At 53.9% G+C, this 24,598-nt stretch carries 20 protein-coding genes; 5 read left to right on the top strand and 15 right to left on the bottom strand.

All coding sequences use genetic code 11. The features are described from left to right. Window positions 1-112 precede the first annotated feature (112 nt). The 5 genes from ACP5D4_RS02910 to ACP5D4_RS02930 form a co-directional block, all read right to left on the bottom strand. A complete protein-coding gene (locus ACP5D4_RS02910) occupies window positions 113-778 on the bottom strand; it encodes a hypothetical protein (RefSeq protein WP_428010121.1) in 666 nt (221 codons plus the stop codon). Window positions 779-910: 132 nt separating this feature from the next. Then, the gene (locus tag ACP5D4_RS02915) at window positions 911-1,384 is read right to left on the bottom strand and encodes a hypothetical protein (RefSeq protein WP_428010122.1); all 474 of its coding nucleotides are present in this window, start codon (window positions 1,382-1,384) and stop codon (window positions 911-913) included. Window positions 1,385-1,717: 333 nt separating this feature from the next. Then, complete coding sequence (locus ACP5D4_RS02920) at window positions 1,718-2,785, bottom strand: NAD-dependent epimerase/dehydratase family protein (RefSeq protein ID WP_428010123.1); 1,068 nt, start codon at window positions 2,783-2,785, stop codon at window positions 1,718-1,720. A 90-nt stretch (window positions 2,786-2,875) separates the two neighbouring features. Then, window positions 2,876-3,133, bottom strand: coding sequence for a hypothetical protein (locus ACP5D4_RS02925; protein WP_428010124.1), 258 nt, complete (start codon window positions 3,131-3,133; stop codon window positions 2,876-2,878). Window positions 3,134-3,200: 67 nt separating this feature from the next. After that, window positions 3,201-4,586, bottom strand: coding sequence for an anthranilate synthase component I (locus ACP5D4_RS02930; protein WP_428010125.1), 1,386 nt, complete (start codon window positions 4,584-4,586; stop codon window positions 3,201-3,203). A gap of 33 nt (window positions 4,587-4,619) precedes the next feature. Here ACP5D4_RS02930 and ruvA point away from each other — a divergent pair, with 33 nt between their 5' ends. Next, a complete protein-coding gene (ruvA, locus tag ACP5D4_RS02935) occupies window positions 4,620-5,246 on the top strand; it encodes a Holliday junction branch migration protein RuvA (RefSeq protein ID WP_428010126.1) in 627 nt (208 codons plus the stop codon). Between the two features lie 45 nt (window positions 5,247-5,291). Here ruvA and ACP5D4_RS02940 read toward each other — a convergent pair whose 3' ends face one another. Beyond that, window positions 5,292-6,011, bottom strand: coding sequence for a glutamine amidotransferase-related protein (locus ACP5D4_RS02940; protein ID WP_428010127.1), 720 nt, complete (start codon window positions 6,009-6,011; stop codon window positions 5,292-5,294). Window positions 6,012-6,175: 164 nt separating this feature from the next. On the opposite strand from ACP5D4_RS02940, the gene ACP5D4_RS02945 reads away from it, so the two are divergent. Both ACP5D4_RS02945 and ACP5D4_RS02950 read left to right on the top strand, forming a co-directional pair. After that, the gene (locus ACP5D4_RS02945; RefSeq protein WP_428010128.1) at window positions 6,176-7,051 is read left to right on the top strand and encodes an SDR family oxidoreductase; all 876 of its coding nucleotides are present in this window, start codon (window positions 6,176-6,178) and stop codon (window positions 7,049-7,051) included. Window positions 7,052-7,164: 113 nt separating this feature from the next. Then, window positions 7,165-9,015, top strand: coding sequence for an adenylate/guanylate cyclase domain-containing protein (locus ACP5D4_RS02950; RefSeq protein ID WP_428010129.1), 1,851 nt, complete (start codon window positions 7,165-7,167; stop codon window positions 9,013-9,015). 286 nt (window positions 9,016-9,301) lie between these two features. Here ACP5D4_RS02950 and ACP5D4_RS02955 read toward each other — a convergent pair whose 3' ends face one another. Next, on the bottom strand, window positions 9,302-9,538 hold the full coding sequence (locus ACP5D4_RS02955) for a 2Fe-2S iron-sulfur cluster-binding protein (protein ID WP_428010130.1): 237 nt from the start codon (window positions 9,536-9,538) through the stop codon (window positions 9,302-9,304). A gap of 153 nt (window positions 9,539-9,691) precedes the next feature. On the opposite strand from ACP5D4_RS02955, the gene cobA reads away from it, so the two are divergent. Next, window positions 9,692-10,492 carry a uroporphyrinogen-III C-methyltransferase gene (gene cobA / locus ACP5D4_RS02960; RefSeq protein ID WP_428010131.1) on the top strand — a complete coding sequence of 267 codons (801 nt, stop codon included), beginning with the start codon at window positions 9,692-9,694 and terminating at the stop codon, window positions 10,490-10,492. On the opposite strand, the gene ACP5D4_RS02965 is transcribed toward cobA, so the two are convergent. The 5 genes from ACP5D4_RS02965 to ACP5D4_RS02985 form a co-directional block, all read right to left on the bottom strand. Further along, on the bottom strand, window positions 10,416-14,123 hold the full coding sequence (locus ACP5D4_RS02965) for a bifunctional diguanylate cyclase/phosphodiesterase (RefSeq protein WP_428010132.1): 3,708 nt from the start codon (window positions 14,121-14,123) through the stop codon (window positions 10,416-10,418). The two genes, cobA and ACP5D4_RS02965, sit on opposite strands and share 77 nt — an antisense overlap. A 510-nt stretch (window positions 14,124-14,633) precedes the next feature. Next, window positions 14,634-15,044, bottom strand: a complete 411-nt coding sequence (speD, locus tag ACP5D4_RS02970) for an adenosylmethionine decarboxylase (protein WP_428010141.1) — start codon at window positions 15,042-15,044, stop codon at window positions 14,634-14,636. A gap of 124 nt (window positions 15,045-15,168) precedes the next feature. Further along, entirely contained in the window at window positions 15,169-15,918 is a 750-nt protein-coding gene (locus tag ACP5D4_RS02975) for a glycosyltransferase family 2 protein (RefSeq protein ID WP_428010133.1), read from the bottom strand. Next, on the bottom strand, window positions 15,915-16,754 hold the full coding sequence (locus ACP5D4_RS02980) for a glycosyltransferase family 2 protein (RefSeq protein ID WP_428010134.1): 840 nt from the start codon (window positions 16,752-16,754) through the stop codon (window positions 15,915-15,917). The genes ACP5D4_RS02975 and ACP5D4_RS02980 overlap by 4 nt, the downstream gene beginning before the upstream one ends. Before the next feature lie 120 nt (window positions 16,755-16,874). Beyond that, window positions 16,875-18,485 carry a site-2 protease family protein gene (locus tag ACP5D4_RS02985; protein WP_428010135.1) on the bottom strand — a complete coding sequence of 537 codons (1,611 nt, stop codon included), beginning with the start codon at window positions 18,483-18,485 and terminating at the stop codon, window positions 16,875-16,877. 192 nt (window positions 18,486-18,677) lie between these two features. On the opposite strand from ACP5D4_RS02985, the gene ACP5D4_RS02990 reads away from it, so the two are divergent. Continuing rightward, a complete protein-coding gene (locus tag ACP5D4_RS02990; RefSeq protein ID WP_428010136.1) occupies window positions 18,678-21,344 on the top strand; it encodes an ATP-binding protein in 2,667 nt (888 codons plus the stop codon). 412 nt (window positions 21,345-21,756) lie between these two features. Here ACP5D4_RS02990 and ACP5D4_RS02995 read toward each other — a convergent pair whose 3' ends face one another. The 3 genes from ACP5D4_RS02995 to ACP5D4_RS03005 form a co-directional block, all read right to left on the bottom strand. Continuing rightward, a complete protein-coding gene (locus tag ACP5D4_RS02995) occupies window positions 21,757-22,143 on the bottom strand; it encodes a DUF1823 family protein (RefSeq protein WP_428010137.1) in 387 nt (128 codons plus the stop codon). Beyond that, a complete protein-coding gene (locus ACP5D4_RS03000; protein WP_428010138.1) occupies window positions 22,136-22,684 on the bottom strand; it encodes a hypothetical protein in 549 nt (182 codons plus the stop codon). The genes ACP5D4_RS02995 and ACP5D4_RS03000 overlap by 8 nt, the downstream gene beginning before the upstream one ends. Window positions 22,685-22,860: 176 nt before the next feature. Next, on the bottom strand, window positions 22,861-24,474 hold the full coding sequence (locus ACP5D4_RS03005; protein ID WP_428010139.1) for a CHAT domain-containing protein: 1,614 nt from the start codon (window positions 24,472-24,474) through the stop codon (window positions 22,861-22,863). Window positions 24,475-24,598: the final 124 nt, after the last annotated feature.

Raw genomic sequence — 24,598 nt, forward strand, 5'->3', positions numbered from 1 at the left:
TATCGTAATGAGGCACTCTCACTATAAAAAGTGCATAAGGTAATACCACAAAATAAACACCTGACAACCACCGTGGAAATTTGAATTCCTGTAAATAAGTAACCGCTTTTGACTAAAACTGGTAAATCGGGTTAAAAGCTCTTAATATCCATTGATTCTGAGAGTAGCCCGCCACCTCCGCTTGAATTAAGCTAGGACTCAAACAACAGAGCATATAAGAAATAGACGTAATAAAGAACCATCGTCCCCAATCTAGAGCGATGATGTACAGAATAAAAGAACCCAAAAAGGGAATTACAGCATATTTAAAACTAAAACTCTTGAGGATATCGCTCGAACTAACGGGAGGTAAATACTTGACGCGATCGCTTGTATAACGATATTGGTTCAGTTTTTCAACCGAGTTGATTAAAATCTTAGATGAAGCCCGAACTAAAACAACTGTACTGATACCAAAAACGAACAGCCAGAGAGATAATTTTAATTTTCCATCGCCGAAAATATTATTCGACCAAATTTTCTGGAATACATCTTGCATCGAAATATCAAAAAAGGTCAGAACTCCGGGAAGTTCCCGATCGCAGTCTGTGGCTAACATTTGATAGGCATCGCCGTAGGCTTGCCAAGATTCACAAATTGCTAATGCCGTTTCGCGGTCTCCTTTGAATACCATACATAACAAAGATACCAAAATGGTCGGAAGATAGATTGCGAGAGTTCTCCACAACGCTTCCTTTTTGGGCAAGACTAAGCCAATACAGGTTAAGGTGATTAGCATATTTAAAGGAATTGCCAGAAAAAGAATGGCTTCGTGGCTTAATGCCGTAGGAATCGACAGCAGATTATAGACGAAAAACAAGCGATAGCAGTATCGATCGATTATTGCTTTCGAGTTTGCAGGTTTGGTATTTTATAAATTTGAATTCTCTTTTAAATTTAAGCTTCTAGCGGATATTTGTACGAGAAATAGATTGGCGATCGCTCCAAAAAATAAAAAGAAATCTTTCCTGCCAATTGCTTTGAAATCCTTGAGCGGAAACATAATAAGAGATGGCAAAAATAAGACGATCACCAACGATTCTAAGTCTAACATGCCTTTTGATTTATTAATTTTTAAAAAACAAACAGAAGCAAACAGGAGATATACCAAATACGAAAGACTTCTCAAAGCTTCGTATATATTTATGTTATAGCTATCTTGAAGAAAAATCATAAACGTACCTGTCAGCCCTCTTCTGACAAATCCACCACTATAATTAACCCTCCATTCTTCAAAGACATAGTTAGCAAACATTGAATGGACAACGAACGTTCTCACAGCTACCGCAGCAAATATAAATAAAAATATCCCGAAAATTATTTGTTTCGCTTTACGACTCGTCAAGATGGAGTTGATAAGAGTGTGGTCGATCGTCTTAAAATCCTCTCTTACAGGTTTTTGGTTTCTTTTTTTGGTACTATTAATCCGATCTACTCGAAATTCACGAGCAGTTTCAAAACTTCGATTGCACCCGTTATATAAAAAGGCTTTAACTTCGCAAAAGAGAGGCGATCGCCTTATTTACGGGTCTCCGCCGTTTGCGGGGGAAAATGTATAGCAAAATACAAATACCTGGAGAATCGAGAGCCAAAACCCCTGAAATCTCGTGAAGTCAGTTTTTCTGTCACCCTAAACGGCGAAGAGCCTTATTTACCCGCACGTACTTTCACAATAGCTTCAAGTGAAAATCTTCCGAATGTTGTCCGTTTCACTGACCATCCAGTCGTAAATTTCAGTCAAGGTGACACGAATATCTCGCTTCGGCTGCCATCCCGTTCGTGCCATCACTTTGCGGGAGTCGGTAATGAAAATTGGTACGTCACCGGGACGGTTTTCGGGAACTGGCGAAATGTCGATCGCATTCCCCGTCACCTCCTGACAAATTTGCGTGGTTTCGTACAGAGACACTTGATTGTGAGACCCGCCACCGACGTTAAAGGTTTCCCCTTTCAGGTCGTCGAACTGTTGCAGTTGTAAATCGAGTAAATCCAGCAAATCGGCAACGTGCAGAAAATCGCGCACTTGTTTCCCCGTTCCGCCATAACCGATATATTTCAAGGGTTTTTGGAAATAATGTCGCGCCACCCACAGCGCAAATACCCCTTGATCGACTTTTCCCATTTGCCAAGGGCCCGTTAACACGCCGCAACGGTTGACGAGGGTGCGAAGGTTGTAAGCCTCGGCGTATTCCGCGATGAGGAGTTCCGAGGCGAGTTTTGTCGTTCCGTAGAGCGATCGCGCGCGATCGAGGGGGAAATCTTCGGCGATGCCATACTGCGACGCACCGGGAAACGGTTGTTCGTCCAGTAGTTGAAAGCGAGTCTCGGTTTCGCGATAGTTGAGTTGACTCAAATAGGCGATCGGATACACGCGACTCGTGGAGAGAAAAATGAAATCGGCTTGAGTTTCTCGCGCCAGTTCCAAACAGTTAATCGTACCGATTAAATTGGTTTGTAACAGATACCCTGGAGAACCATATCCCGCTAAAACCGACGGTTCCGCCGAACATTCCAAAATTAAATTTGGTTCGAGAACCTTGGGATCGAGGTCTTCCGGGTTGCGAACGTCACCGTGAACGAACTCGATTCCGGCCTGTTTGAGGCGAGGAAGGTTTAACTCCGAACCGCGCCGTTTCAGGTTATCTAGGGCGGCAATTTGCCAGTCGGGATGGCGTTTCGCCAGTCCTAGTCCGAGGGAACTGCCGACAAATCCCGCACCCCCAGTGATTAAAACACGCTGACTCATAGACTTCTTATTGTGAAATTCTAAATTTTTACGTGACTGTTGTTTTCCATCTTACAGACGAGAAGCTGAGGCGACGATCTCACTGGCTCCTTAGCGAGAAATACTATCTTTGGATGCCACGCCGACGCTAAGCAGTGGGGAGGGTTGGCGGACGTAATCGCCCTGAGATAGCCACCGTTCGAGCAAGATGTAGAGGACAATGAACAGGTAGCGACTGCCCATTTCTTTGATTTTCAATTTCGACACCCCTGCTTTGCGGTTGCACCAGCTAATGGGGGTCGTCACGTGACTGTAACCGCGCACGATCGCTTTCAGGGGAAGTTCGACGGTGAGGTTGAAGTTGTTCAAAACGCGAAGAGGTTGCTAAACTTCCCAGTTTTGAAAGTTGACAGCTTCTTGCTTGTCTTCCCTTTGCTTATCTCAAAATCGCGTCAGCTCCTCTCAACGCCGCTAACTGCGCCTTGGCTTTTGACAGCGACTCGAACCATTCTCGGGTGGGATCGCTGTCGGCGACGATTCCCGCCCCCACTTGTCCCCAAACGCGCCCGCGAGAGACGAGTAAGGTACGAATGAGAATGTTGAGATCGAGGAATCCTCGGATGTCGAGGTAGCCGCAGGAACCGTAAAACAAACTGCGTCGGACGGGTTCGAGTTCTTCGATAATCTCCATACAGCGGACTTTCGGACATCCGGTGATGGTTCCACCGGGAAATAAGGCGCCAATGAGATCGATCGCATCTCGGGTTTCCTCCATTTCTCCGATGACATTACTTACCAAGTGCATGACGTGGCTGTAACGTTCGATCGTCAGTAACTCGTTGACGCGCACGGAACCCCAGCGACAGACGCGCCCGAGATCGTTACGCTCTAAGTCCACTAACATGATATGTTCGGCGTTTTCTTTGCGGTTGTCGAGCAGTTCCGCTTCTAAGGCTTTATCGGTTTCGGGGCTGTCTCCTCGGGGGCGAGTTCCGGCGATGGGGCGCGTTTCGGCGATTCCGTCGCGCAGGCGCACCAACCGTTCTGGGGAACAACTCACCACTGCACCCCAAGGCGTGTTCCAATAACTGGCAAAAGGCGAGGGGTTGATATGGTGCAAGGTTTGATAGAGTTGCCAGGGATGCTGGGCGGTTTGCGTCTCGAACCGTAGCGAGAGGTTGGTTTGGAAGATGTCTCCGGCGTGAATGTAGTCTTTGGCGCGACGCACCATCGTTTCGTAATCTTCTTGGGAAGAGAGATAGGTAATTGGGGAATTCGTCGGCTGAGATTTCGGGAAAACCCACCCTTTCTCGTCGCGGGTTTCCCATTGCTGCTGCATTTCGTCGAGTTGCTGCGGGGAGGAGGCGGCGAACCATAGGGTATCTTGAAGGCGATCGAGGATGGCGAAGCGTTCGGGTTCGTACCAATAGGCGATGGGAAAGGGAAGATAATCGCTGCGGCGGTAGGGTAAGCGTTCGATTTCCCAGGCGACATCGTAGCCCAACCATCCCAACCATCCGCCAATAAAGGGAAGGTGGGAAATTTCAGTATCGGGTTCTGGGGTGGGGTGGCGATCGACTAAATTCCGCAAAACGGTTAAAATTTCTCCCATCGCCGGGGTGTAGAGTTGCAATTTTCCGCCCATGTTGCGAGGGTTCCCGGCGCAAATGGAAAACCGCGCCAGTTCGGGATTTTCGCAGCGAGTCGGACTTTCTAAGAGGGTGGAAATCTCGTCGCGGAGGAATAGGGCGCCAAAGACATCTCGGGCGGTGTGGGAGTTGAGGGAGATCGATCGCCAGAACCAGGGAGTTCGCAGGGTCATCAAAACGCTAAAATTGGCAATTTACGACGTGGAATGATTAGTTATCTTAAGGGTTCGATCGCCAGCGTTGATGTATCGACGCCAAATCGAACGATGCTGACTGTCGAAGTCAACGGAATCGGTTACGAATTGCAAATTACCCCCCGCTTGGCGAGACGCCTTCCGCCGTTTGGGGAGTCGTTTCAAGTGTTTTGCGATTTGCAGCAGCGCGAAGATCGCCCGGTTCTCTACGGCTTTGGAAGCGCCGCCGAACGGGATTTGTTTCGCCAACTGATTCGCGCCAGCGGTGTCGGTTCGCAACTGGCGTTGGCGCTTCTCGATACTTTGGAACTCTCGGATTTGGTTCAGGCGATCGTCACGGGAAACCACCGCATTCTCTCGCAAACCCCCGGTGTGGGAAAGAAAACCGCCGAAAGGATTTCGTTAGAACTTCGCAGCAAGCTTTCTCAGTGGCGCCAGCGGGTGCAGTTGGAAACGATTCCCGAGGCGGGGTTGACGGCGGAGATTCAAGAGGATGTCGAGATGACGTTGTTGGCGTTGGGATTCAGCCCCGAGGAGGTGATGAACGCTATGAAAGCTTTGGCGAAAGATGAGACATTTAGCGATCGCAACGATGCAGATGCTTGGATTAAGCGATCGATCGCCCTGTTGTCTGATTGAGAAACAAAGAGAGAAGATACTTGACATCCTCACCTCATCACCACATCACCTCATCATCGCCTCACCGCAACTGACAGAATTGAGCCATCGGGGAAGAAACTTGTCAAGCCACTGGTTGACGGCGACGGTGTGGCGTCGGTATCCCCGTCGGTGGAGATGTCCCGGTTGCGCCCCCGGTTGGCTGAGTTGGGAAGCGCCAGCCGCCAGCCATCGCGCCAGGATGCGTCGCGTCATTTCCGGGTGAAATTGCAAGGCGTAGGCGTTTTCGTAGCAGAAAGCTTGGTTGGGAAATCGCTCTCCGGTGGCGAGTCGCGTGGCGCCGGGGGGAATCTCGAAGCCTTCGCTGTGCCATTGATAGACGCAGGAGAGATCCCCGAGGATCGATCGCCCTTTTGGGGTGGCTTTGATGGGATAGTAACCCATTTCAACGAAGTTTTCTGGGTGGCGAGCGACTTTGACGCCGAGAACTCGCGCCAGCAGTTGCGCCCCCAGACAAATACCCAGAAACGGTTTTCCCGAGTTTAAGGCGATGGGAATCCAGTGCAATTCTTGGCGAATGTGGAGCAGTTTGTTATCATCGTTGGCGCTCATCGGACCGCCGAAAACCACCGTGGCGCTGTGGCGATCGAGGGTTTTGGGGAGACTGTGACCGACGGCGGGAATTCGCACGTCTAAATCGTAACCCATTTCTTTCAAACAGATGCCGACGCGACCGGGATCGGAAGTCGGTTGGTGGACGATGACGAGAATGGGAAGTGGCGACATGATGGGAGATTTTTTGGGGTTCAGTCACGAAAGCAGACCTACGATCGAACATACCCTGAAATCGACACGAGCGTAACATCCCCGTTTTGGGGAGAATGGTAAAATCGGCTCCAACTCGACGATCGCGCCACTGAGATACCCATTGACCTGCAACTGACACGCAAATGAAACGGCTTTTGGTGACGGGCGCCAGCGGCTTTCTCGGCTGGAATCTCTGTTCGATCGCCTGCGAAAACTGGCAAGTTTGGGGAACTTATTTCCGTAAAGCTCTTGACATAGAAGGGGTAAATATGGTATGCGTTGACCTGACAGACGAGCGGGCAGTGGGCGAAATGTTCGAGACGGTACGCCCCGACGCCGTAATTCACGCCGCCGCCGTTTCCAGTCCCAACCTTTGCCAAACACATCCCCAACTATCTTACGCCGTCAACGTCGCTGCATCTGTGCGTTTAGCGCAACTCTGCGGCGATCGCTCGATTCCCTTCGTTTTCACCTCCAGCGAACAGGTATTCGACGGGAAAAACTCCCCCTATACCGAAACTGACGCCGTTTGTCCGATTAACCTCTACGGCGAACACAAAGCGATCGCCGAACGGGAAATATCACAACGATACCCCAACGCCACCATCTGCCGAATGCCATTAATGTTCGGTTGCGTTCCGCCGACGGCGAGTAGCTTCATCCAACCCTTCCTGAAGGCGATGCGAGACGGGCGAGAATTAAAACTGTTCGTCGACGAATTTCGTACCCCCGTCAGCGGCGAAACGGCGGCGCAAGGATTGCTTCTCGCCCTAGAAACCATTACCGGAATCCTGCATTTAGGCGGACGAGAACGGATTTCTCGCTACGAATTCGGACTGTTGTTAAAAGAGATTTTCCAGCTTCCCCAAGCGCGTATCGAACCTTGTCGTCAAGCGGAGGTTAACATGGCTGCGCCTCGCCCTGGGGATGTCGCCTTAGACAGTTCCAAAGCCTACGCCCTCGGATACTGTCCCCCTTCCTTGAAAACCGCCCTCTTAGAAATTCGCGGTAAAGTGTAAAAAGAAAGCGTAAAAAAACTGTAAAAGAGCCACGTATTAGGGTGCTTTGGCTTGCAGTATTTTCCATCAGCGAGGATCGATCGCCCGTGCGAACCGCGCCCCAAACCTGAACGATGCCTAAATCCGAGCCTGTAGAGCCGATCGCTAATACGATTCCATCCGCGAACGAAAATCCCTATCCCATCTTACAAGTCAGCCGCGATGGAGTTCTCAAATACGCGAATCCGGCCAGTTTAGTCTTGTTTGAGGGACGAGAGTGCGCCATCGGTGATCGCGTTCCCCACTTGTGGCGCGGATCGATCGTCAAATCCATCGACACCCAAACAACACAAACCTTTGAAGTTCCCATCGGCGCTCGGTGCTTTCAGTTTACCGTGATGCCGAGTTCTGGGGAATCCGCGAATCTCTACGGCGTCGAAATTACCCAACGCCATCGCGCCGAACGCGCCCTACAAACAGCAAACGAGCAACTTCAATTAATGGTACAGCAACGTACCGCCCGTTTGAAAAGCAGCGATCGCGAACTGCAACTGCAACTGTGGGAACGGTTGTCTCTCCAAAAACACCTCCACGAACGGGAACGCCAACTCGACGCCATTTTTCGCGAAGCCGCCATCGGAATCGCCCTGTTAGACGTTGGCGGAAACATCGTTCGCAGCAACCCCGCCTTACAGCGGATGTTGGGAGAATCCGACGAAACCTTTTCGGAAAAGTCGTTTCGAGACTCCATCGCCTCGGGAGACTGGGAAAACGCCGTCAACGAAGCCTTGAGGCGAAACCGCGCACTTCCGCAAAAACTGGAACTGCGTTATCGTCACCGCAACGGTTCCACCTTTTGGGGAACCCTCACCCTCTCGGCGATTTACGGCGAGGACCAACATCCTCAATATTTGCTGGCGATGGTGGAAGACATCACCGATAGCAAACTCGCCCGAGATGCGTTGCAGTTAACCCAGTTTGCTATCGATCGCGCCGCCGACGCCGCCCTTTGGATTGCACCCTCGGGAACCTTCGTCTACGCCAACGAAGCCGCCTGCGAAGGCTTGGGATACCAGCAACGGGAACTGTTAACCCGACAGTTTTACGAGATCGCCCCGGATTTCGACGCCTGCGACTGGCTGGGGTTTTGGGAGAGTCTTCGCACCTCCAAAACCTTCGCTTTTGAAACCCGGATGCAACGTCGCGACGGCGAAATTTTTCCGGTGGATTTGAGCCTCAACTACATTGAATTCAACAGCCGTCAGTATATCTGCGCTTTTATTCGCGATATCAGCGAACGCAAACAAGCTGAAGAAGCCTTACGTATGGCGCAGGAACGTTCGGAACGGCTGTTATTGAATATTTTTCCGAAAGCGATCGCTAAAGACCTCAAACAGCGGATTCACGAATATCGTCAAGTGGGGGCGGCGATCGCAGAACGTTTCGAGGAGGTTACGGTATTGTTTGCGGATATCGTCGGATTTACGCAACTGTGCGCCAATAGTTCCCCGTCCGATTTGGTGCAGATGCTCAACGAAATTTTCTCGGCTTTCGATCGACTCACGCAAGAGCGGGGACTTGAGAAAATTAAAACCATCGGCGACGCCTATATGGTTGTCGGCGGACTCCCCGAACGTCGTGAGGACCACGCCGAAGCTGTGGCAGAATTAGCCTTAGCTATGACCAACGAAGCCTCGCGCTTTAGCGCCCACACAGGGGAACCGATTATCTTGCGGGTGGGAATTCATACCGGTCCGGTCGTGGCGGGGGTCATCGGTTTGAACAAGTTCAGTTACGATCTTTGGGGCGATACGGTGAATTTAGCTAGTCGTATGGAATCTCAGGGAATTCCCGGTTGTATTCAGGTGACGAGAGCTACTTACGAACGTCTCCGCCATCGTTACGTCTTTGAGAAACGCGGAAAGTTATTTGTGAAAGGGCGCGGCGATACGATCGCCTATTTGTTGAAGGAAAGACGCCGTTAACGGTTCTGTTTTCGTCCCATCCCCCCATCCCCCCTTCGCCCCCTATCCCCTTGGGGGGATACAGAGTTTAGAGAAACTATTGTTTCAGATAAGGATGGAGTATTAACGATCGATTTTCAATTGTCAAAAAGATGCCGTGAACGATTCTGTTTTCGCCAGATCCCCGCCATCTTGGAGATGCCGGGGATCTTCAAATCGCTCTTCAAATTCTCCCAACTTTTTCGGACTAAAGTATTGACAAAAACGCAATTTTATGATAATAAAATCGACGGAATCGCACCCACAATTACCAAGTCGGATCGATATATAAATCGATAGTAATTTTATCTTTTCCCGGCGGAACCGCACTAATACAAGAACAAATGGCTTGGCCGTCGAGTTCCACTTCGCAGGCGTGACAAGATCCCATCAAACAGCCCGTTGGAATATCGATTCCCGCCCGTTTTGCGACGTCTAACAAAGGTTCCCCCACTTCTGCCGTGGCGGTCACGTCATCTGGAAGAAATTGCACTTGTACACTCATCGTTGTCGTTGTTCCCTCTCGTCCAGGCGTCCCACAGTCGCCATGAACACAGACAATGCGGGACATTTTATATCAAAATATTAGCAGCTTCTATTTTTGATAGTTTTGCTATCTGCCGCAAGGCAATTTCAACAAGTTCTTTCAACCACCTCAATGACTCGATCGACTCCTGTGGGAAAAGTGTATCTCGTCGGCGCCGGACCCGGCGATCCCGGCTTGCTGACAGTCAAGGCGAAAACCCTCCTCGAAGGGGCGGACGTGGTGCTGTACGACGCTCTGGTGAGTCCGCCAATTCTGGACTTCATCAATCCCCAAGCGATTCGAGTTCACGCGGGGAAACGTCGCGGACGCCATTCGCTGCTGCAAGAAGACACGACGCGACTCCTCATCGAATACGCCCAAAGTCACGCGGTCGTCGTGCGTCTCAAAGGGGGCGATCCCTTCGTCTTCGGACGGGGCGGCGAAGAAATGGAAGATTTAATCGAAGCCGGAGTTCCGGTGGAAGTGGTTCCCGGCGTCACCTCGGGAATCGCCGCCCCCGCCTACGCGGGAATTCCCTTAACCCACCGTCATTACAGTTCTTCGGTCACGTTCGTAACGGGTCACGAAAGCGTTGGTAAATACCGCCCCAAGGTGAACTGGGAGGCCATCGCCCGAGGGTCGGAAACCATCGTGATTTATATGGGGGTTCGCAATTTACCCCAGATTGTGGCGCAACTGTTGGCGGCGGGGAAACCCCCCGAGACGCCCATGGCGTTGGTGCGTTGGGGAACTCGCCCCGACCAGGAAGAATTGGTGGGAACGTTGGGATCGATCGTCTCTCAGGTGGAAGAAACGGGTTTTGAAGCCCCGGCCGTTGCCGTTATCGGCAATACCGTTAAGTTACATCAGAATCTGGCGGTTGGGCGCCCGGAATCGATCTCCCTAACAATTGAGTCGCCGACTCGGCACTAAGGGGACGGGCGAACAGATAGCCTTGACCGTACTCGCAGCCGAGATGTTTCAAAATCTGTTTTTGAATCTCGGTTTCGACTCCTTCCGCGACGGTGTTCATCTGTAAGTTGTGAGCTAAGGCGATAATGGCCTGGACGATGGAGGAGGATTCGCGGCCGGTTTTGAGGGTGTTGACGAAAGAGCGATCGATTTTCAGGATGTCGAAGTGAAAGCGGTGTAAGTAACTCAGGGAAGAATACCCGGTGCCGAAATCGTCCATCGACAGTTGAATGTTGCGTTGTCGCAGTTGGGAGAGGGTACGGCTGGAAATTTCGGCGTTCTCGATGAGGACGCTTTCGGTCATTTCCAGTTTGATACGATCGCCCGTAACGCCCGTTAACTCTAAAATGCGATCGATTTGCGGTATGAGTTGCGGGTCGAGGAGTTGGCGGGCGGACAAATTCACCGACATAGTGAGGGACGCCAGTTGCGGAAACTGGTCTTGCCAGCATTGCAGTTGCAGACAGGCGCGATGCAATACCCAAATGCCCAACGGCACGATTTCCCCGCTTTCTTCAGCGATGGGAATGAATTTCCCTGGCGAAATCGCCCCCAGTTGCGGGTGATGCCAGCGGGAGAGGGCTTCAAACCCCACCACGCGATCGCTCGAGAGGGAGACAATGGGCTGAAACACCACGCGAAACTGACTTTCCGCTGTCGTGGGGCTGTCCGGGGAACTGGCGGAAATGGAGGAGACCGCCCGCCGGAAGTGATTTTCCAGTTGGTGCCGTTCTAACAGGCGATTGTGCATGGCACTGTCGAAAATTTCGTAACGCCGACTGTCGCTGGTTTTGGAATGGTACATAACGATATCGGCGTCCCGCAGGATTTCTTCAGCTTTGTTGTAGCGTTCGGCACTGGGGGCGATGCCGATGCTGACAGTAAGGTAAACGTCGCGGTCTTCGATGAGAAACGGGCGGTTGAGGCTGGCATAAACGCGATCGGCGATGCGGGTGGCGTCCTCCAGCCGTCGGAGATCCCGCAGTAAAATCGCGAATTCGTCTCCTCCCAAGCGAGCCAGGAGATCCCCGTGATTGAGACAGGTGAGGAGGCGGGAAGCGGTTTCGACGAGGAGTTTGTCGCCGAAGTCGTGGCCCAAACTGTCGTTGATGACTTTGAAGCGATCGAGATCCACGAACAAGACCGCAAAGGCGGCGTGGCGATCGCGTTTGAACTGGGCGAGGGAAGCTTCGAGCTGTTCGAGGAGTAAAATGCGGTTGGGCAGTCCCGTCAGGGCGTCGTGATAGGCGTTGTACGTCAGTTGGCGGTTGGCCGCTTGCAGTTCCGCCGTGCGCTTCCAGATGCGGTGTTCCAGTTCGGCGTTCAAACGAGCCAGTTCGTCTTTGGTTTGCTGGCGTGCGACTGCCGAGCCGATGTTGGCCGCGGCTGCCCGCAGTAGGGTTTGTTCTCCTTCCGACCACAGGCGATCGCGACGGCAGCGATCGAAGCCTAAAAATCCCCACAGAGCGCCTTCGACCTGCACTGGCAGCAACAACAACGCTTGAATGCCCTGCCCTTCTAAAGCCGACCGTTCGAGGAGGGGCATATCTGCCACCCGCTGGCAGATGGTATGGTTGCCGGCCAGGGTCTCGAACAGCTCGTAAAAGGTGGACTCGTAGGGCATATTTTGGAAATAGGGATCGTCAGCATAGGAGCGTATCCCGGCGGCCGCCCATTCGTGACGCTGACTCATCACCCATTTTCCGGTAACGGGGTGGAGATGTCGTTGGAAGAGATAAGCGCGATCGGCATCGGACGCCTGCCCCAAGGCAGTTACCGTTCGCGCGAAGGCGAGTTCTAAGTCGTCTAAGGTTAACAGGGCGGTGGTGGCTTGGGCGACGCCATGGAGAAGTCGATCGCGGCGTTCGAGGCGGTTTTGGGTTTGATAGCGGGCGATCGCACCGCCGATACTGCCGGCCGCCGATCGCAAAATCAACAGTTCGGTATCGGACCAGGGGCGCGGCTCATCGAAGTCCAACCCCAGAAATCCCCACAGTTTGCCTTCGAGTTCGATGCCCAACAGGGTTAAAGTCTGGTAGCCTCGGAACTGCCAGCGTAGGGATTCCGGCAAGTCTTCAGGCGAGAGGTTCAACGGTTGTCCGCTGGCGAGGCCGTCGTACCAAATCTCGAAGAGGGGATCGGCGGGCAAGTCTTGCCAGAGGCGGGTTTTGTATCGGAATCGGCGGACGCCGATCGCCCATTCGTAACGGCATTGGACGCGAAAGGGGCCAGCGGAGGGGCGAGAAGGAGACCCCACTTCGACGACGTAGGCTCGGGCGGCGGCGGCGGCAGTGCCTAACAGTTGTAGGGCGCGATCGATGGCCTCTTGCGGGTCTTCATCGCGAGTGAGCAGCAGGTGGTTCGCCCAGTTTACGCCATCGAGAAGACGCAGGAATTCGCTGCTGCAACTGCTGTCTGAGGGGAGGTTTTCTTGCCATCGGAGATCGCGCTCTAGGGCTTGCCCCAAGCTAATTGCGGCCGCTTGCAGGATTTGCCGTTCTCGGGCGGTGCGCGGCCGCGTTGGCTGGGCGGTTTCAAAGCTGGTGACGCCCCACAGACGCCCCTCGAGCAGGATGGGCACCAGCAAGACGCTGGTGGTTTCTCCCTCGAGCAATTGCGCCTGTTCCGCTTCTGGAAGCGTCCCATCGTCGCTACTAGCGAGGTCGCCGGTTTTCAGTCGCGCCATCGTCTGCGGTAGAGCGTTGCGGGATTGGAACAACTGGGAGAGGGGAACGGCGCGATCGCGGTCGGGATGGCTCGTCCAACTTCCCTGACAGATGAAGTTATCGTCGCCGTCGTTGAGGTAGAGGGACAGGCGATCGACCTCGGCGGCGCTTCCGAGGCGCACCAGGGCGCTGGCGGTCCGTTGGGATTCGTTCGACTCGCCAGACAGGAGGATGTGGAGGGCGTCGGCGATGCCAGAGAGGAGGGGTTCGAGGGAGTTCGAGCTGTCGGGTAAGGGACGCTCGAGCCTCAGAATTGCTGTTTGGGAGTCCCCGGCGGCGATGGTGTGGAGTTCGATATCGTGCCAGCGCAGTCCTTGGCTGCTGCGAACGCGCACCAGGTCGTAATGGGAGCGATCGCGCTGTCTCGACAGTCGATCGAGGAGATGGCGTCCGACATCGGGATCGGCGCATCGATGGTTGAAGGCAGTGTTCTCGAGGCTGTTGTAGTAACTGGCGCTGCTCGAATCTTGCCATAACAGTTTGCCGTCCCAGCCATAGAGGGAGACCAGGACGGCGTATTCTTCGAGGTCGGGGGGAGCGCCGCGCACCAGGAGCCAGGAGACGCCCTCGCTGACTGGGATTTTCGCGCCGATACAGGGAAATCCGAAGCTTGGGGTCTCTGTGGTGACGATTTGACCGGGTGGCATCTCGGCGATCGCCGGTTCGAGCGATCGCGCCAGTTCCAGAGCCTCTTCCGCCAGCTTTCCGCCTCCCACCGCAGCCCGGCCAGCGGCGGCGTTGGTCCACAACAGGCTCGGACGGGGGTTTCGACCCGAGCCATCGTCGATATCGAAAATCCAAATCGGACATTGGCTCGGAGCGCGATCGCGCTCCTCGGGGTTGAACTCTAGGCGATTGGCAGGCACCACAAATCGGTCGGTAGGAGTACGGTACAATCGAGCCGATCCGGTGGAGACGAGTTAAAGGTCTCTTTACCGGGTCTTCAGGGAAAAGCGTCCTCGTCGTCTCGCGAGGGGTCTGTCGATCGGGAAATATGCCGCAGCCTCTCTCTCGATGGTTTTTCTTGAAACGAACTGCCAGGAAGTGTGGATCGAGGCAGTCTGTTTTCTCGCTATATCGCGAGCTTAGCATTGGGCGATCGCCTTCGACCCGACGGAGGTTTCCGCTTCATCCAAAATTAACAATCGAATTGACCGTTAACGTTTTAAAACTAATTCTTAATATTAATCTAAATAGTCGCGAAGAACAAGCTTCGACCCTCGCTCCAAAAGCGATCGCTTTCCCAACCCGCGATCGCCTTGAAACCTGTCCCATTTCCCAGGTTTTATACTTTCAATTTTTTTTAAACATAGCAAGGCGATCGCGGTTTTCCCAAGGGAACCTTTGCGATCGCTACCTTGCACCAGACAGATGAATTACTGGAGAACCGGAATCGGCTCTTTCTCGATATCGTATCGAGACGTGACATCGGATGTCATCTCTGGCTCGAACCCTCGAGGGAGTTCGGTAATTTTGGCTTTCTTCGCTTGTAAGGCGTTCGTCAGAAACTCCAGTGCTTCTTGAGGATTACCTTTCCCGCAGAAAAAGAGATCTGCCGCGAAATAACCGTATTCAGGCCAGGTGTGCAGCGCAATATGAGACTCTGCCAAGGTAGCTGTCGCAGTCACCCCATGGGGACTAAACTGGTGTACGCATAGATCGATTAGCGTTGCTCCTCCTGCTGAAACCGCATCCACGAGCGCCCCACGAATACGCTCTGGGTCGTTAAGTAAGTCCGTGGGAGATTCCCATGCATCAACGACCAGATGGGTTCCAATTTGTTTCATTCTATCAACGATGCTCCATAAAGACGAACATATTATTTTTAACACAAGTTTTTTAAAGTCGGTGCGATCGCGTTCCATTTGAAAAAATTCTTAGTCTGCCTCTCATCTCCGTAAAACTACGAACTTAGGGGAAGCGACGATGCTGCATTTTTCGATAGTAATGTTGTCGATTTCGTTGGCTGGACTCGGCATCGCGCCATTGAAGAGTTGGGGGGTGTGACAAATGTAAGTACAAGAGATCGGGACAGCGACACAACGACCGCCCGTCTTCTAAATATCGCTCGATGAGGTCTTGGTCTTCAGCCCCCCAGCCGACAAAAGCCTCGTCCCAACCGCCAATTTCCCACAATCGGCGGCGATCGAACATGGGCAATACCCCGAACCGTTCTCCCCGCAACAAATGTTTCCACAAGGCGCTGGGACGGTCTTCTGGAGCAATTTCGCACTGTTCTAAGGTCGGTGACATCTCCGCAACGTTCGCCGTTTCCGTCGGCGACATCACTCGATATCCCGTCACCAACAATTTCGGCGACGCCTGGGCCAGTTCGAGATGACGTTCTAAGGTGTCTCCCACGGGCAGCAAATCCACGTCAAAGGGGGTCACGAACTGTCCCCCACACTGACTCAACGCCAGATTGAGGGCGCGGGTTTTGTGAAACCTCCCCACATTTTCAACAAACAGATAGTCAACCCCCACCTCAGCCAATTCTGTCTCGAGTCCCTCCGAGGGGATGTCGTCCGCTTCTACTAAAATCCATCGAACCTGGCGGCGCAACTGGGGCGACGCCTGGGTAGTCCACCAGTCCAACAGGGTCTTTAAATGAGTCGGACGGTTGCGATAGGTTACGATCGCCGACAGGGAAATCTCAGTCATCTTGGATATTTACCCCCTTCTGGCTGCACGGTTAACTCGCGAAACCTCGGCATCCAAGGCCGCCCCGACCCTAAATCTCCCCACAAGCGACCTCGAGACAGTTCCGTCAGACTCAAAGTCAAATTGCGATCGCGGGTTTCCACGGGATTTCGGCCGTCGAAAAAGCGATTGCGAACGGCGTCGGAATGGGACAAATGGGTCACTTCTCCAAAAGCCGCCGTCGTCGCTCCCAACAATTCCGCCCGAACCAGCAAATCCCGATCTTCCCATCCCCAGCCGCGAAATCGTTCTTTATAGCCTCCGACCCCCTCAAAGGTGCTACGGCGGGCGCATAACAGCCCGCAACCCGGACGTTTAGATTCCCCTCCACCCCCCGAAATAACAGACACCTGCGCCCGATTCCCCTCGAGGGTACAGCGATAACTGTAACGCGGTCGCCGCAGTGCCATCGCCTGAGAATCGGTTTCTCGCACCCGCGCCACCCCTGCGACGCGCCGAGTTCCCTCTCGCACCCAGTCCACCAACTGCGCCACCGTCTGGCGATTCCAGAGAATATCGGCATCTGAGATTAAGAGTATCTCCGAGGTAGCGCGACGAATGCCGAAATTGAGCAATTGCGCCTTATTAAATTGCGGCTGAGGCCAGCGCCATACTGAAACGTTGCGCAGGAGTTCCAACCGCGCCAACCCCGCCAGACAGTCCGGTTCCGTGGAACCGCCATCGCAGACGAGAAGCTGGCGCACGGGAACCGTGAGGAGCGATCGCGCCGCCTTGTAGACTTCCGAACGATCTTTCACCGGAACGATCGCCGTAACCTCAACAGTTGAATTGGCCATGGGTGTTGACGAGGTGAGATCGGGATGAGGGGATGATGGGATGAGGTGAGGGGATGAGGGGATGATGGGGTGAAATCCTGGCTCTGCCTCTCCCCCTCTCCCCATCTCCCCGGCTTGGTTCTACAACCCAATTCGCAAGGCCAAACTCGGCGTAAAGGGAATCAACACCAGCAACATGGCAAACAGTGCCACTAGGGCCAAAATGGCACGGGTGTCGTCGGGTTCGGTGATTTCGTTGAGACTGGGGCCTTCTAAATCCCGTTGAATCACCAAAATCACGATCGCCCAGTATAAAGCTAAGGGATTGACGAAGGAGGCGATGGCTAACACGATGAGGGTGGCCACGGTCGATCGCCCGGCAATGCGACGCCCGTAAATCGCCTGCATCACTCGTCCTCCGTCTAACTGTCCGGCGGGAATCAGGTTGAGAGCGTTAATCACCAATCCCAGCCAACCGAGAACCACCAAGGGATGTACGTCCACCAAACTCTGTTGGAGGGCGTCTCCTAAAAAGGCTTTGGCCAGCAATCCTACTAATACCGACCCTCGGAAAAACTCGCTGGGAAGTTGGAACAAACTCCCATCGTGGGAGAGGGTAAAGCCGACAGCTAACATTGCCAGGGATAATAAGCCCCCAGCAGCGGGTCCGGCGATGGCGATATCAAATAGGGTCGAACGGTTGGGAAGTAACGACTCGAAGCGGGTAATTGCCCCAAACGAGCCGATTTGCCAGGTGGGAAGGAAGAACGGCGGCGAGAGGGAAATGCCGTAGCGTCCGGCAACGATGCGGTGGCCGAGTTCGTGAACGAGTAATACTGCCCAAATGCCCAGGGCTAGGGGTAGGGTGTCTTGCCAGCGGTTCAAGTTCTCGAACAGGTCGAAGCCGAGGAAGGCACCTCCGGTTTCGAGGGTGGTGAGGATGGTGGCTACGAACAAGACGACCGCCAAAATTTGCTGGTTGGGGGTGAGGGGTTTGGGGTCGTTGCGACTGGGTAAGACGACGACGACGGGTTTTCCGTCGGGGTCGTTGACGAAAAACAGGCGGTAGCGATCGCCGGTGCGATCGCGGAGTTTTTTCGAGAGTTCTTCGTGGGTGGCGTCCACTTCGCCTCGAAGGTTGCCTTTGAAAATCGCCCCCGACTGGTAGGGAATGGTTTCGGTGGCGAAAAAGGTATCGATCCCGAAAATCTGTTTAATGGTTTGTAAGTCTTCTTCGGGAATTGACAGGTCTCGCCGGGGGCGATCGCTGTCTTTCTGCGTTTCTCCTGGCTGCGGTTCTGCGGAAAAGGCGACGGTTTGGGGTTCGGGGGGTGACGCCGCTTCTGGGGAGGTTTCGGAGGTTTCGGAGGTTTCGGCGTCGTCTGACGCGGACGCTTCGGACGACTCTTCTGAGGCGCGATCGGATTTCGAGGAACGTTGGGCGTCAACCAGTTTTTCTAAGTACGCCCGCTGTTCGGGATCTTGGGCGGCCGCCCGCAGTTGTCGTCCCAGCCAAATGTAGGCGAGAACGGACGTGACGATAAGGAACAACACGCCTGCGAAATTGATGAAGATTCCGGCGGAGAAGAGGGCAAAAAACAACAGCCAGGGTGCTGTGACCGAAACGGACTGCAACCAAGACAGCAAGCCGATTTTGCCGTAGGGTCGAGCGCGGTAGTACCCCCAGATTAAGATTCCGGCGGCGAACAACACGATCGAAATTGGGGCGAGATTTTCTGCTGCAATACCCATCAACGTACCTTATATCCGATTGCAAACCTGTGGTGCAGGTTGTCTGTGGTCTCTTTAATTTAACTGTTTCGGGGGTTGAGGCGAAAGCCGATGGCGCAGTCCGACTTGAGAAGGTGGCGGTAGATGTCGCGATCGAGGTCGGCTTAAAATGAACGGGGGTCTTGCGGCCGTTTGTCGATCGATGTCGATTTTATGAAAAAGCTTCCACTGTCAGCAGTTTGGGCGGCGATCGCGGTAAGTGTTGCCGTCGGCAGTGGTGTGGTGCTTCTCGATCGCCTGGAAGCGAACCGATTCGAGCGCCAGTACCGTCAAACTGTCCTCGATCGCCTCAATACGGTACGGGCGACCCTTGAAGGTGCGTTGCAACGTCATGGCGATGCGCTGCGCTCGTTTGCCGATACGGTGGCGATGCAAGGGGATTGGACGGAAGCGCAGTTCGATCGCCTTGCCCGACAAACTCTAGAGGAATCGGGATCGTTCGATCGATTGATTTGGCAAGACAACGACGGACGCCATGGCACTTATCCCGGTCGGGGAGAGGAACCCCCCCAGTTGACGGGGACGGGTCGGACGAATTCGACCGGCACGATCGAGATCCGGCGAGACGCAGGCGGAACCCCCGAAATTTGGCTGATCGCCTCGGGACGCGATCGCCTCGCCGTCGATCCTCCCCCCCAGGGAACTGCCCTCGCTCGTGTGGATTTCGCCAAACTGGTCGATCGTACAGATTTGGTTGATCGCGTGCCGAACTTGCAGTTCAGTGTGCGAACCACTTCTCTCCTGGGAGACTCCCTCGCGGTGTTGTTCGGCGAGGCGGCGGTGTTCGAGAGGCAACCGGTGACGGGAGACCTGCGCTTTGAGGGCGGGGCTTGGCAGATTGCCGCGGTGCCGAGTCAGGGGTGGTCGGCTCGATCGCCCTTACAGGTTTGGATTCGTGTGAGCGGGCTAATTTGGGTTCTCGCGGCTGGCGGTTTGACGTTTCAAATGGTGTACGAACGACAGCGGCGGCGGGAGGCCGTGGCGGCGAAAACGGCGGAGTTGAGCGATCGCTTGCATCGTTACGGCTCGATCGTCGAAGGTCTCCCGGCGATCGTCGTGATGTTGGATACGGAAGGACACACCTGCTTGGCCAATCCCTACGCCCAACATTTTTTCGGCTATGGAGACACCGAACTGTCGGGGATCTCTTTAGCCGCGTTGCTGTTGATGGAAATTCCCACGGCGGGGGAGTTTGCCGAAGGGGAAACCCTCACGGGAGACGCGGCAGAACGAGCCTTTTCCGAAATGGCAACGCTCCACAAGAAATCCCCTTTCCCTCTGTATCGAGAAATCTGCTGTCAAACCCGCTGTCGGCGACGCAACGGTCAGCGCGTCTGGGTGGAATGGCGCAAAACCGTCGTTCGAGATTCCCAGGGAACCCCCATCGGCTTGTTGTGTTTGGGGAACGACATCACAGAACGACACGCCGCCGAAGCCGCCTTGCGCCAAGCGGACAGTCACCTTCAAACCCTGTTGTCCGCCGTGGCGGATTCGATCGTGGTTCTCGACGGCGACGGCTGCTATCTCGATATCGTCCCCACTCCCAACGCGGTACTCTGGGCGGGACGACAGACGGGGGATTCGATCGAAGAAGCCCTTTCGGAGGAGGGGGCGATCGCTATCCTCGACGCGGTACGCACTGCCCTCGATCGCCAAACCGTCTGCCAAATCGAACTGGAGTTATCGAATGCTTCCAAAACGGTGCTGTCGGTGAAGGTTTCTCCCCTCGATCGCCAATCTACCGTAGTGGTAGCGCGAGATATTAGCGATCGCCGTTGCGTGGAAGAGGAACTCCTCGCCGCTAAAGAAGACCTCGAACAGCGGGTGCGCGATCGCGCCGGACAAATCCAACAAGCTAACAAACGCCTGCAAGAAGAAATCGTCGAACGAATGCAATCCGACGAAGCCCTACGGCGCAGCGAAGAACGGGAACGGGAAAAAGCCAAGCAACTCGAACGCACCCTTCTCGAACTCAAACGCACCCAAGCGCAACTCGTCCAAACCGAGAAAATGTCCAGCCTCGGACAACTGGCGGCGGGAATGGCCCACGAAATCAACAATCCTGTCAATTTTATTTACGGCAACCTCTCCCCCATTCGCGATTACGCCCGCGATTTATTGGACTTGGTCAAACTCTATCAACAAGCCTATCCCGACCCCCCCGAGACAATTAGCGATTGGATTGACGAGATCGATTTGCCGTTTTTGCAAGAGGATTTCTTTAAAGTCGTCGCCTCCATGCAGGAAGGCACCGAACGCATTCGCAAAATTATTCAGTCTTTGAAGAATTTCGCCCGTCTCGACGAAGTGGGTATGAAACGGGTAGACCTTCACGAAGGTATCGAGAGTACCCTCTCGATTTTGCAACATCGCTTTCACGGACGGGGCAAACGTCCCGATATCGAACTCCTGCGCGTCTTTGGCGACCTTCCCAAAGTCGAGTGTTACGCCAGTCAAATCAATCAGGTCTTGACAAATTTACTTGAAAATGCTATGGACGCCCTCGAAGAAGCTATAGAAGCCGAAAAACTGAGCGATCGACCCTGCATTACCCTCGAAACCCGTAGCATCAGCCATCGTCACGTTTTGCTGTCCGTCAAAGATAACGGCGTCGGCATTCCCGAAGACATTCAGTATCAAATATTCAACCCCTTCTTCACCACCAAAGAAGTGGGCAAAGGAACCGGTTTAGGACTGTCGATCGCTTATCAAATCGTCCACGACACCCACGGCGGAACCCTTTCCTGTATCTCAGAACCCGGCAAAGGCACCATCTTTGAAATCCAACTTCCCGTATCTCAACGAGACATGGATGAGTAGATGAGGAGATGAAGTTACAATACAGATTGTATTACTCTGCCAAAAAACTCTCTGTGGAGTACATCTCAAAAATGTAAATTTATCAGATCGGAGTCTCTACACTGAATTGAGCTGTTGTTGGGTTTCGCTATCGCACCCAACCAACCTACCGCAAACTCATATTTTTGCATCCATTGAGATGCACCCTCTCTGTGTACTCTGTGTCTCTGTGGTGAAGAATCGAGGAGACGCAGAAACCCCCCAATATCGCCGAGATACCGGGGGGGCTGAACCGAGAAAACAAGAGAGAGACGAGACGGGAGCGTTACTGAATTACCCAAAAAACCGTACAAATTGAGTTCGAGTGTGAGGTGTCGCGAACTTCCAAAAATCCGTCTCGATTCTCCCTTTTATTGTCCCGGCTTGGGCGGTTTTAAGATTCAGTCCGCACCATTTCAGGATGGTCGGTCATATAACTGAGAAGCCAGTTGGCCATCGTCGCGCGGCGGGTATCGCGCGGGTCGAACTCGCCGATTTTGTACCCTTTAAAGCCCAACTTTTCCTTTAAAAGCTGTTTGTTGGGTTTGGGGATCGATCGCGTCAGTTTAACCGTAGGCGGACGGTTGGCGATAAAATCCGGCGGTTCGGGATAGTCCTGTTTCCAGTCTTCAGAAACCTGGGAATTATCCCAGTGTTGGTTGGTCTCGTCGTAGCGATACCCGAGATAGTGCCAAACCAGGCGGTTAACGGTATCGTCGTCGAGGTCTTCCTTGAGAATTGCCCAAATCGTATCAGTATTTAACGGTGGTAATTCAGACATCGCTGTTCAGGTTTAACAGAGTGAAATGGGCGATCGCCAAACTGAGGCGAGCGCGTTCGATCGAAGACAGTTCCGCCCAATTCCCCTCCGATGTAGACGCCACGTCAGAGCGATCGCCGCGCATGGCGTAAGCGAAAGGACGAGCGAGAACTTGCAAATCGTCGATCGACCAATTGGGTAACAACCCCTGTACGCAGCGTACCAAACGATCGGCAGCAGATAAATTGCTGGCCACCAGTTCCCCCGCTTGGCGCACGATCGTATCGAGAATGTCGTGGGGAACTCGGGCGCCGAATTTCTGACGGAGTTCGGTTTCCAGCCAACAGGTATCGAGGCGCTGGAAAAAGACCGAACAGCGATCGCCGAGTTCGATATCCTCGAAATCGAGGTTCTCCTCAAAGCGGTTTAACTGGGCGTTCGCCTCGCGATCGATAGGATTCCAAGGATAGTTCGCATCATCACCCAGCAGAATCGCATCGAGCAAATCCAGTTCCACCTGAACTTGGCGAGACTCAGCAGAGACAGAGTGTCTAGAAGACATCATCATAAGAAATTGGAAAAACGCGACAGAACGACAGTCTTTTCAGACGGTCATGAGCTTGTGACAGTTGTTTGACTGTCTACACTCGAACTTTTTTTAACTACATCACGATTTCCCAGCTTTCCGCAAGTTGGCTTGGGAGGGGATGAGGGGATGAGGGGATGATGAGACAGGGTTCACTGTTGACTGTTGACAGTAAATTCCCACGCTTGACCCTGGGAACTGCCGAATTTGAGCTGAGTTCCTGAAGAGAGCAGGATTTCTTGATGGTGGATTTTGCGCCAGTTGTCGCCGTCGCGAACTAGGGTTCCGTATCGGGAAAAGTCCCGTAAAAAGTAGGTGGGATGGGAACTGTCGTGAAGGTGGCGGTAGAAGATTTCTGCGTGGCGTTGGGACACCCAGCGTTCGGGGATGACGGCGTCGTTGTCTTCGGTGCGTCCGACGCGCAATAAACCCCGACGGATTCGCCATACGGTGTCTTCGGGGTCGATCGATTTCAAGCAGGCTTTGGCGGAAAGTCGATCGAGCCGCGTGGTGGAGTTTTCGGGGAGTTCGGTGACGATTTGCTGGGGGGTTTCGACGAGATGGCCGTCGAATTCTGGATGGAGGTAGAGAACCGGAAGCGTCCAGGCGGGCTGATTGAATTTGTACAGCGTCAAAAGTTGCTGGCGGGCGATCGCCACCGCCCGATCGATCAGCTGGCGTTGGGCGAGGGCTTGGGCGAAACTCTGGATGAAACTGAGGGCTTCGCGATCGGCGATCGCATCTCGCATGGCTAACACCGCCGGAACGCCGTGATGGACGAGAACTTCCGCGAGGCTGCTGCGGGGAATCAGCGTAGCACTCTCTTGGTCGCGATCGGGTCCGGCGCCCCAACAGGCGTTAAAGACGGCTAAGGTCACTTGCGATCGCACCAAGACTTGGGCCAGTTCCGTCCCGGTGAGGCTGGTATCGTCCCGCAAAAACAAGCGCCCGCCCTCGGGGGAGGGAACGCCGTGACCGGAGTAGAGGAGAATGTTGTACTGTTGGGTTTCCAGGCGATCGAGCAGTTCGGCGGGAGTCGGCTGAATCAGGGTATCGACGCGATAGGGAACTACGGCGTCTTGACGGCTGCAATTGGCGAAGAGTTCGGCGATTTCGCTGGCTTCGGTTTCCAAATCCAACACTGACGCCCGGCCGTCGTCCGGTTGTCCCAAGACGAGGAGCATTTGCAGCGATCGATTGGCACTCCGCAGGGATAGGGGATCGACGTCGCAGGTGGTGCGACTGAAGAGGATGTTTTGCGCCAGAGACAAGGCGGGTTTTCCCAAACGGGGCTGGGCGATTTCCCAGGGAAGTCCGATGAGGGCTGGATCTCGCACGTCCAAGCGCACTCGCAGGGGTATCCGCCGCCCTAGGGCAATCCCCTGACTTTGGGCGAAACTGCGTTGCACCGCTCCCGCAAACAGCCAGTTCCAGAGTTCTAAGCCCAACTGCTGCATGAGGCGACTGCTGTAGCTGCCCATCGGCGGACTGTCGGCGGGACAGAAGGGATCGGCGGTGGGGGTGGAAATGCCAACGGTGGCGGGTTCGGTGGGAACGGGAACTGGGAGGCGGTTGAGGGAAAACAGGTCTTGCCATTCCCGCCAGGTTTGGGTGAGCGATTCGGGACAGGAACAGTCGTGATGGACGTATCCGCCGGGATGGGGGGCTTGTAGAACCCAAATCGCATATCGATCGCCAGCTTCGCCGACATCGACGTTTAACGGCGCGATCGCCAAACTCAAATCGGGATCGTCAGGTTGCAGCATTCAGAATGTGTGAGGAATTGCGCGATTTGTGGGGTATCTTCCCAGTTTATCGAATGGAGGATCGACCCTTCTTGACATCCTCCCCGGCCTAAAGGCGCGGGGATTCCCAGACCTCACGATCTGA

Source organism: Baaleninema sp. (assembly GCF_049974805.1).
In the GTDB taxonomy this organism is placed as follows: Bacteria; Cyanobacteriota; Cyanobacteriia; order Cyanobacteriales; family Geitlerinemataceae; genus Baaleninema.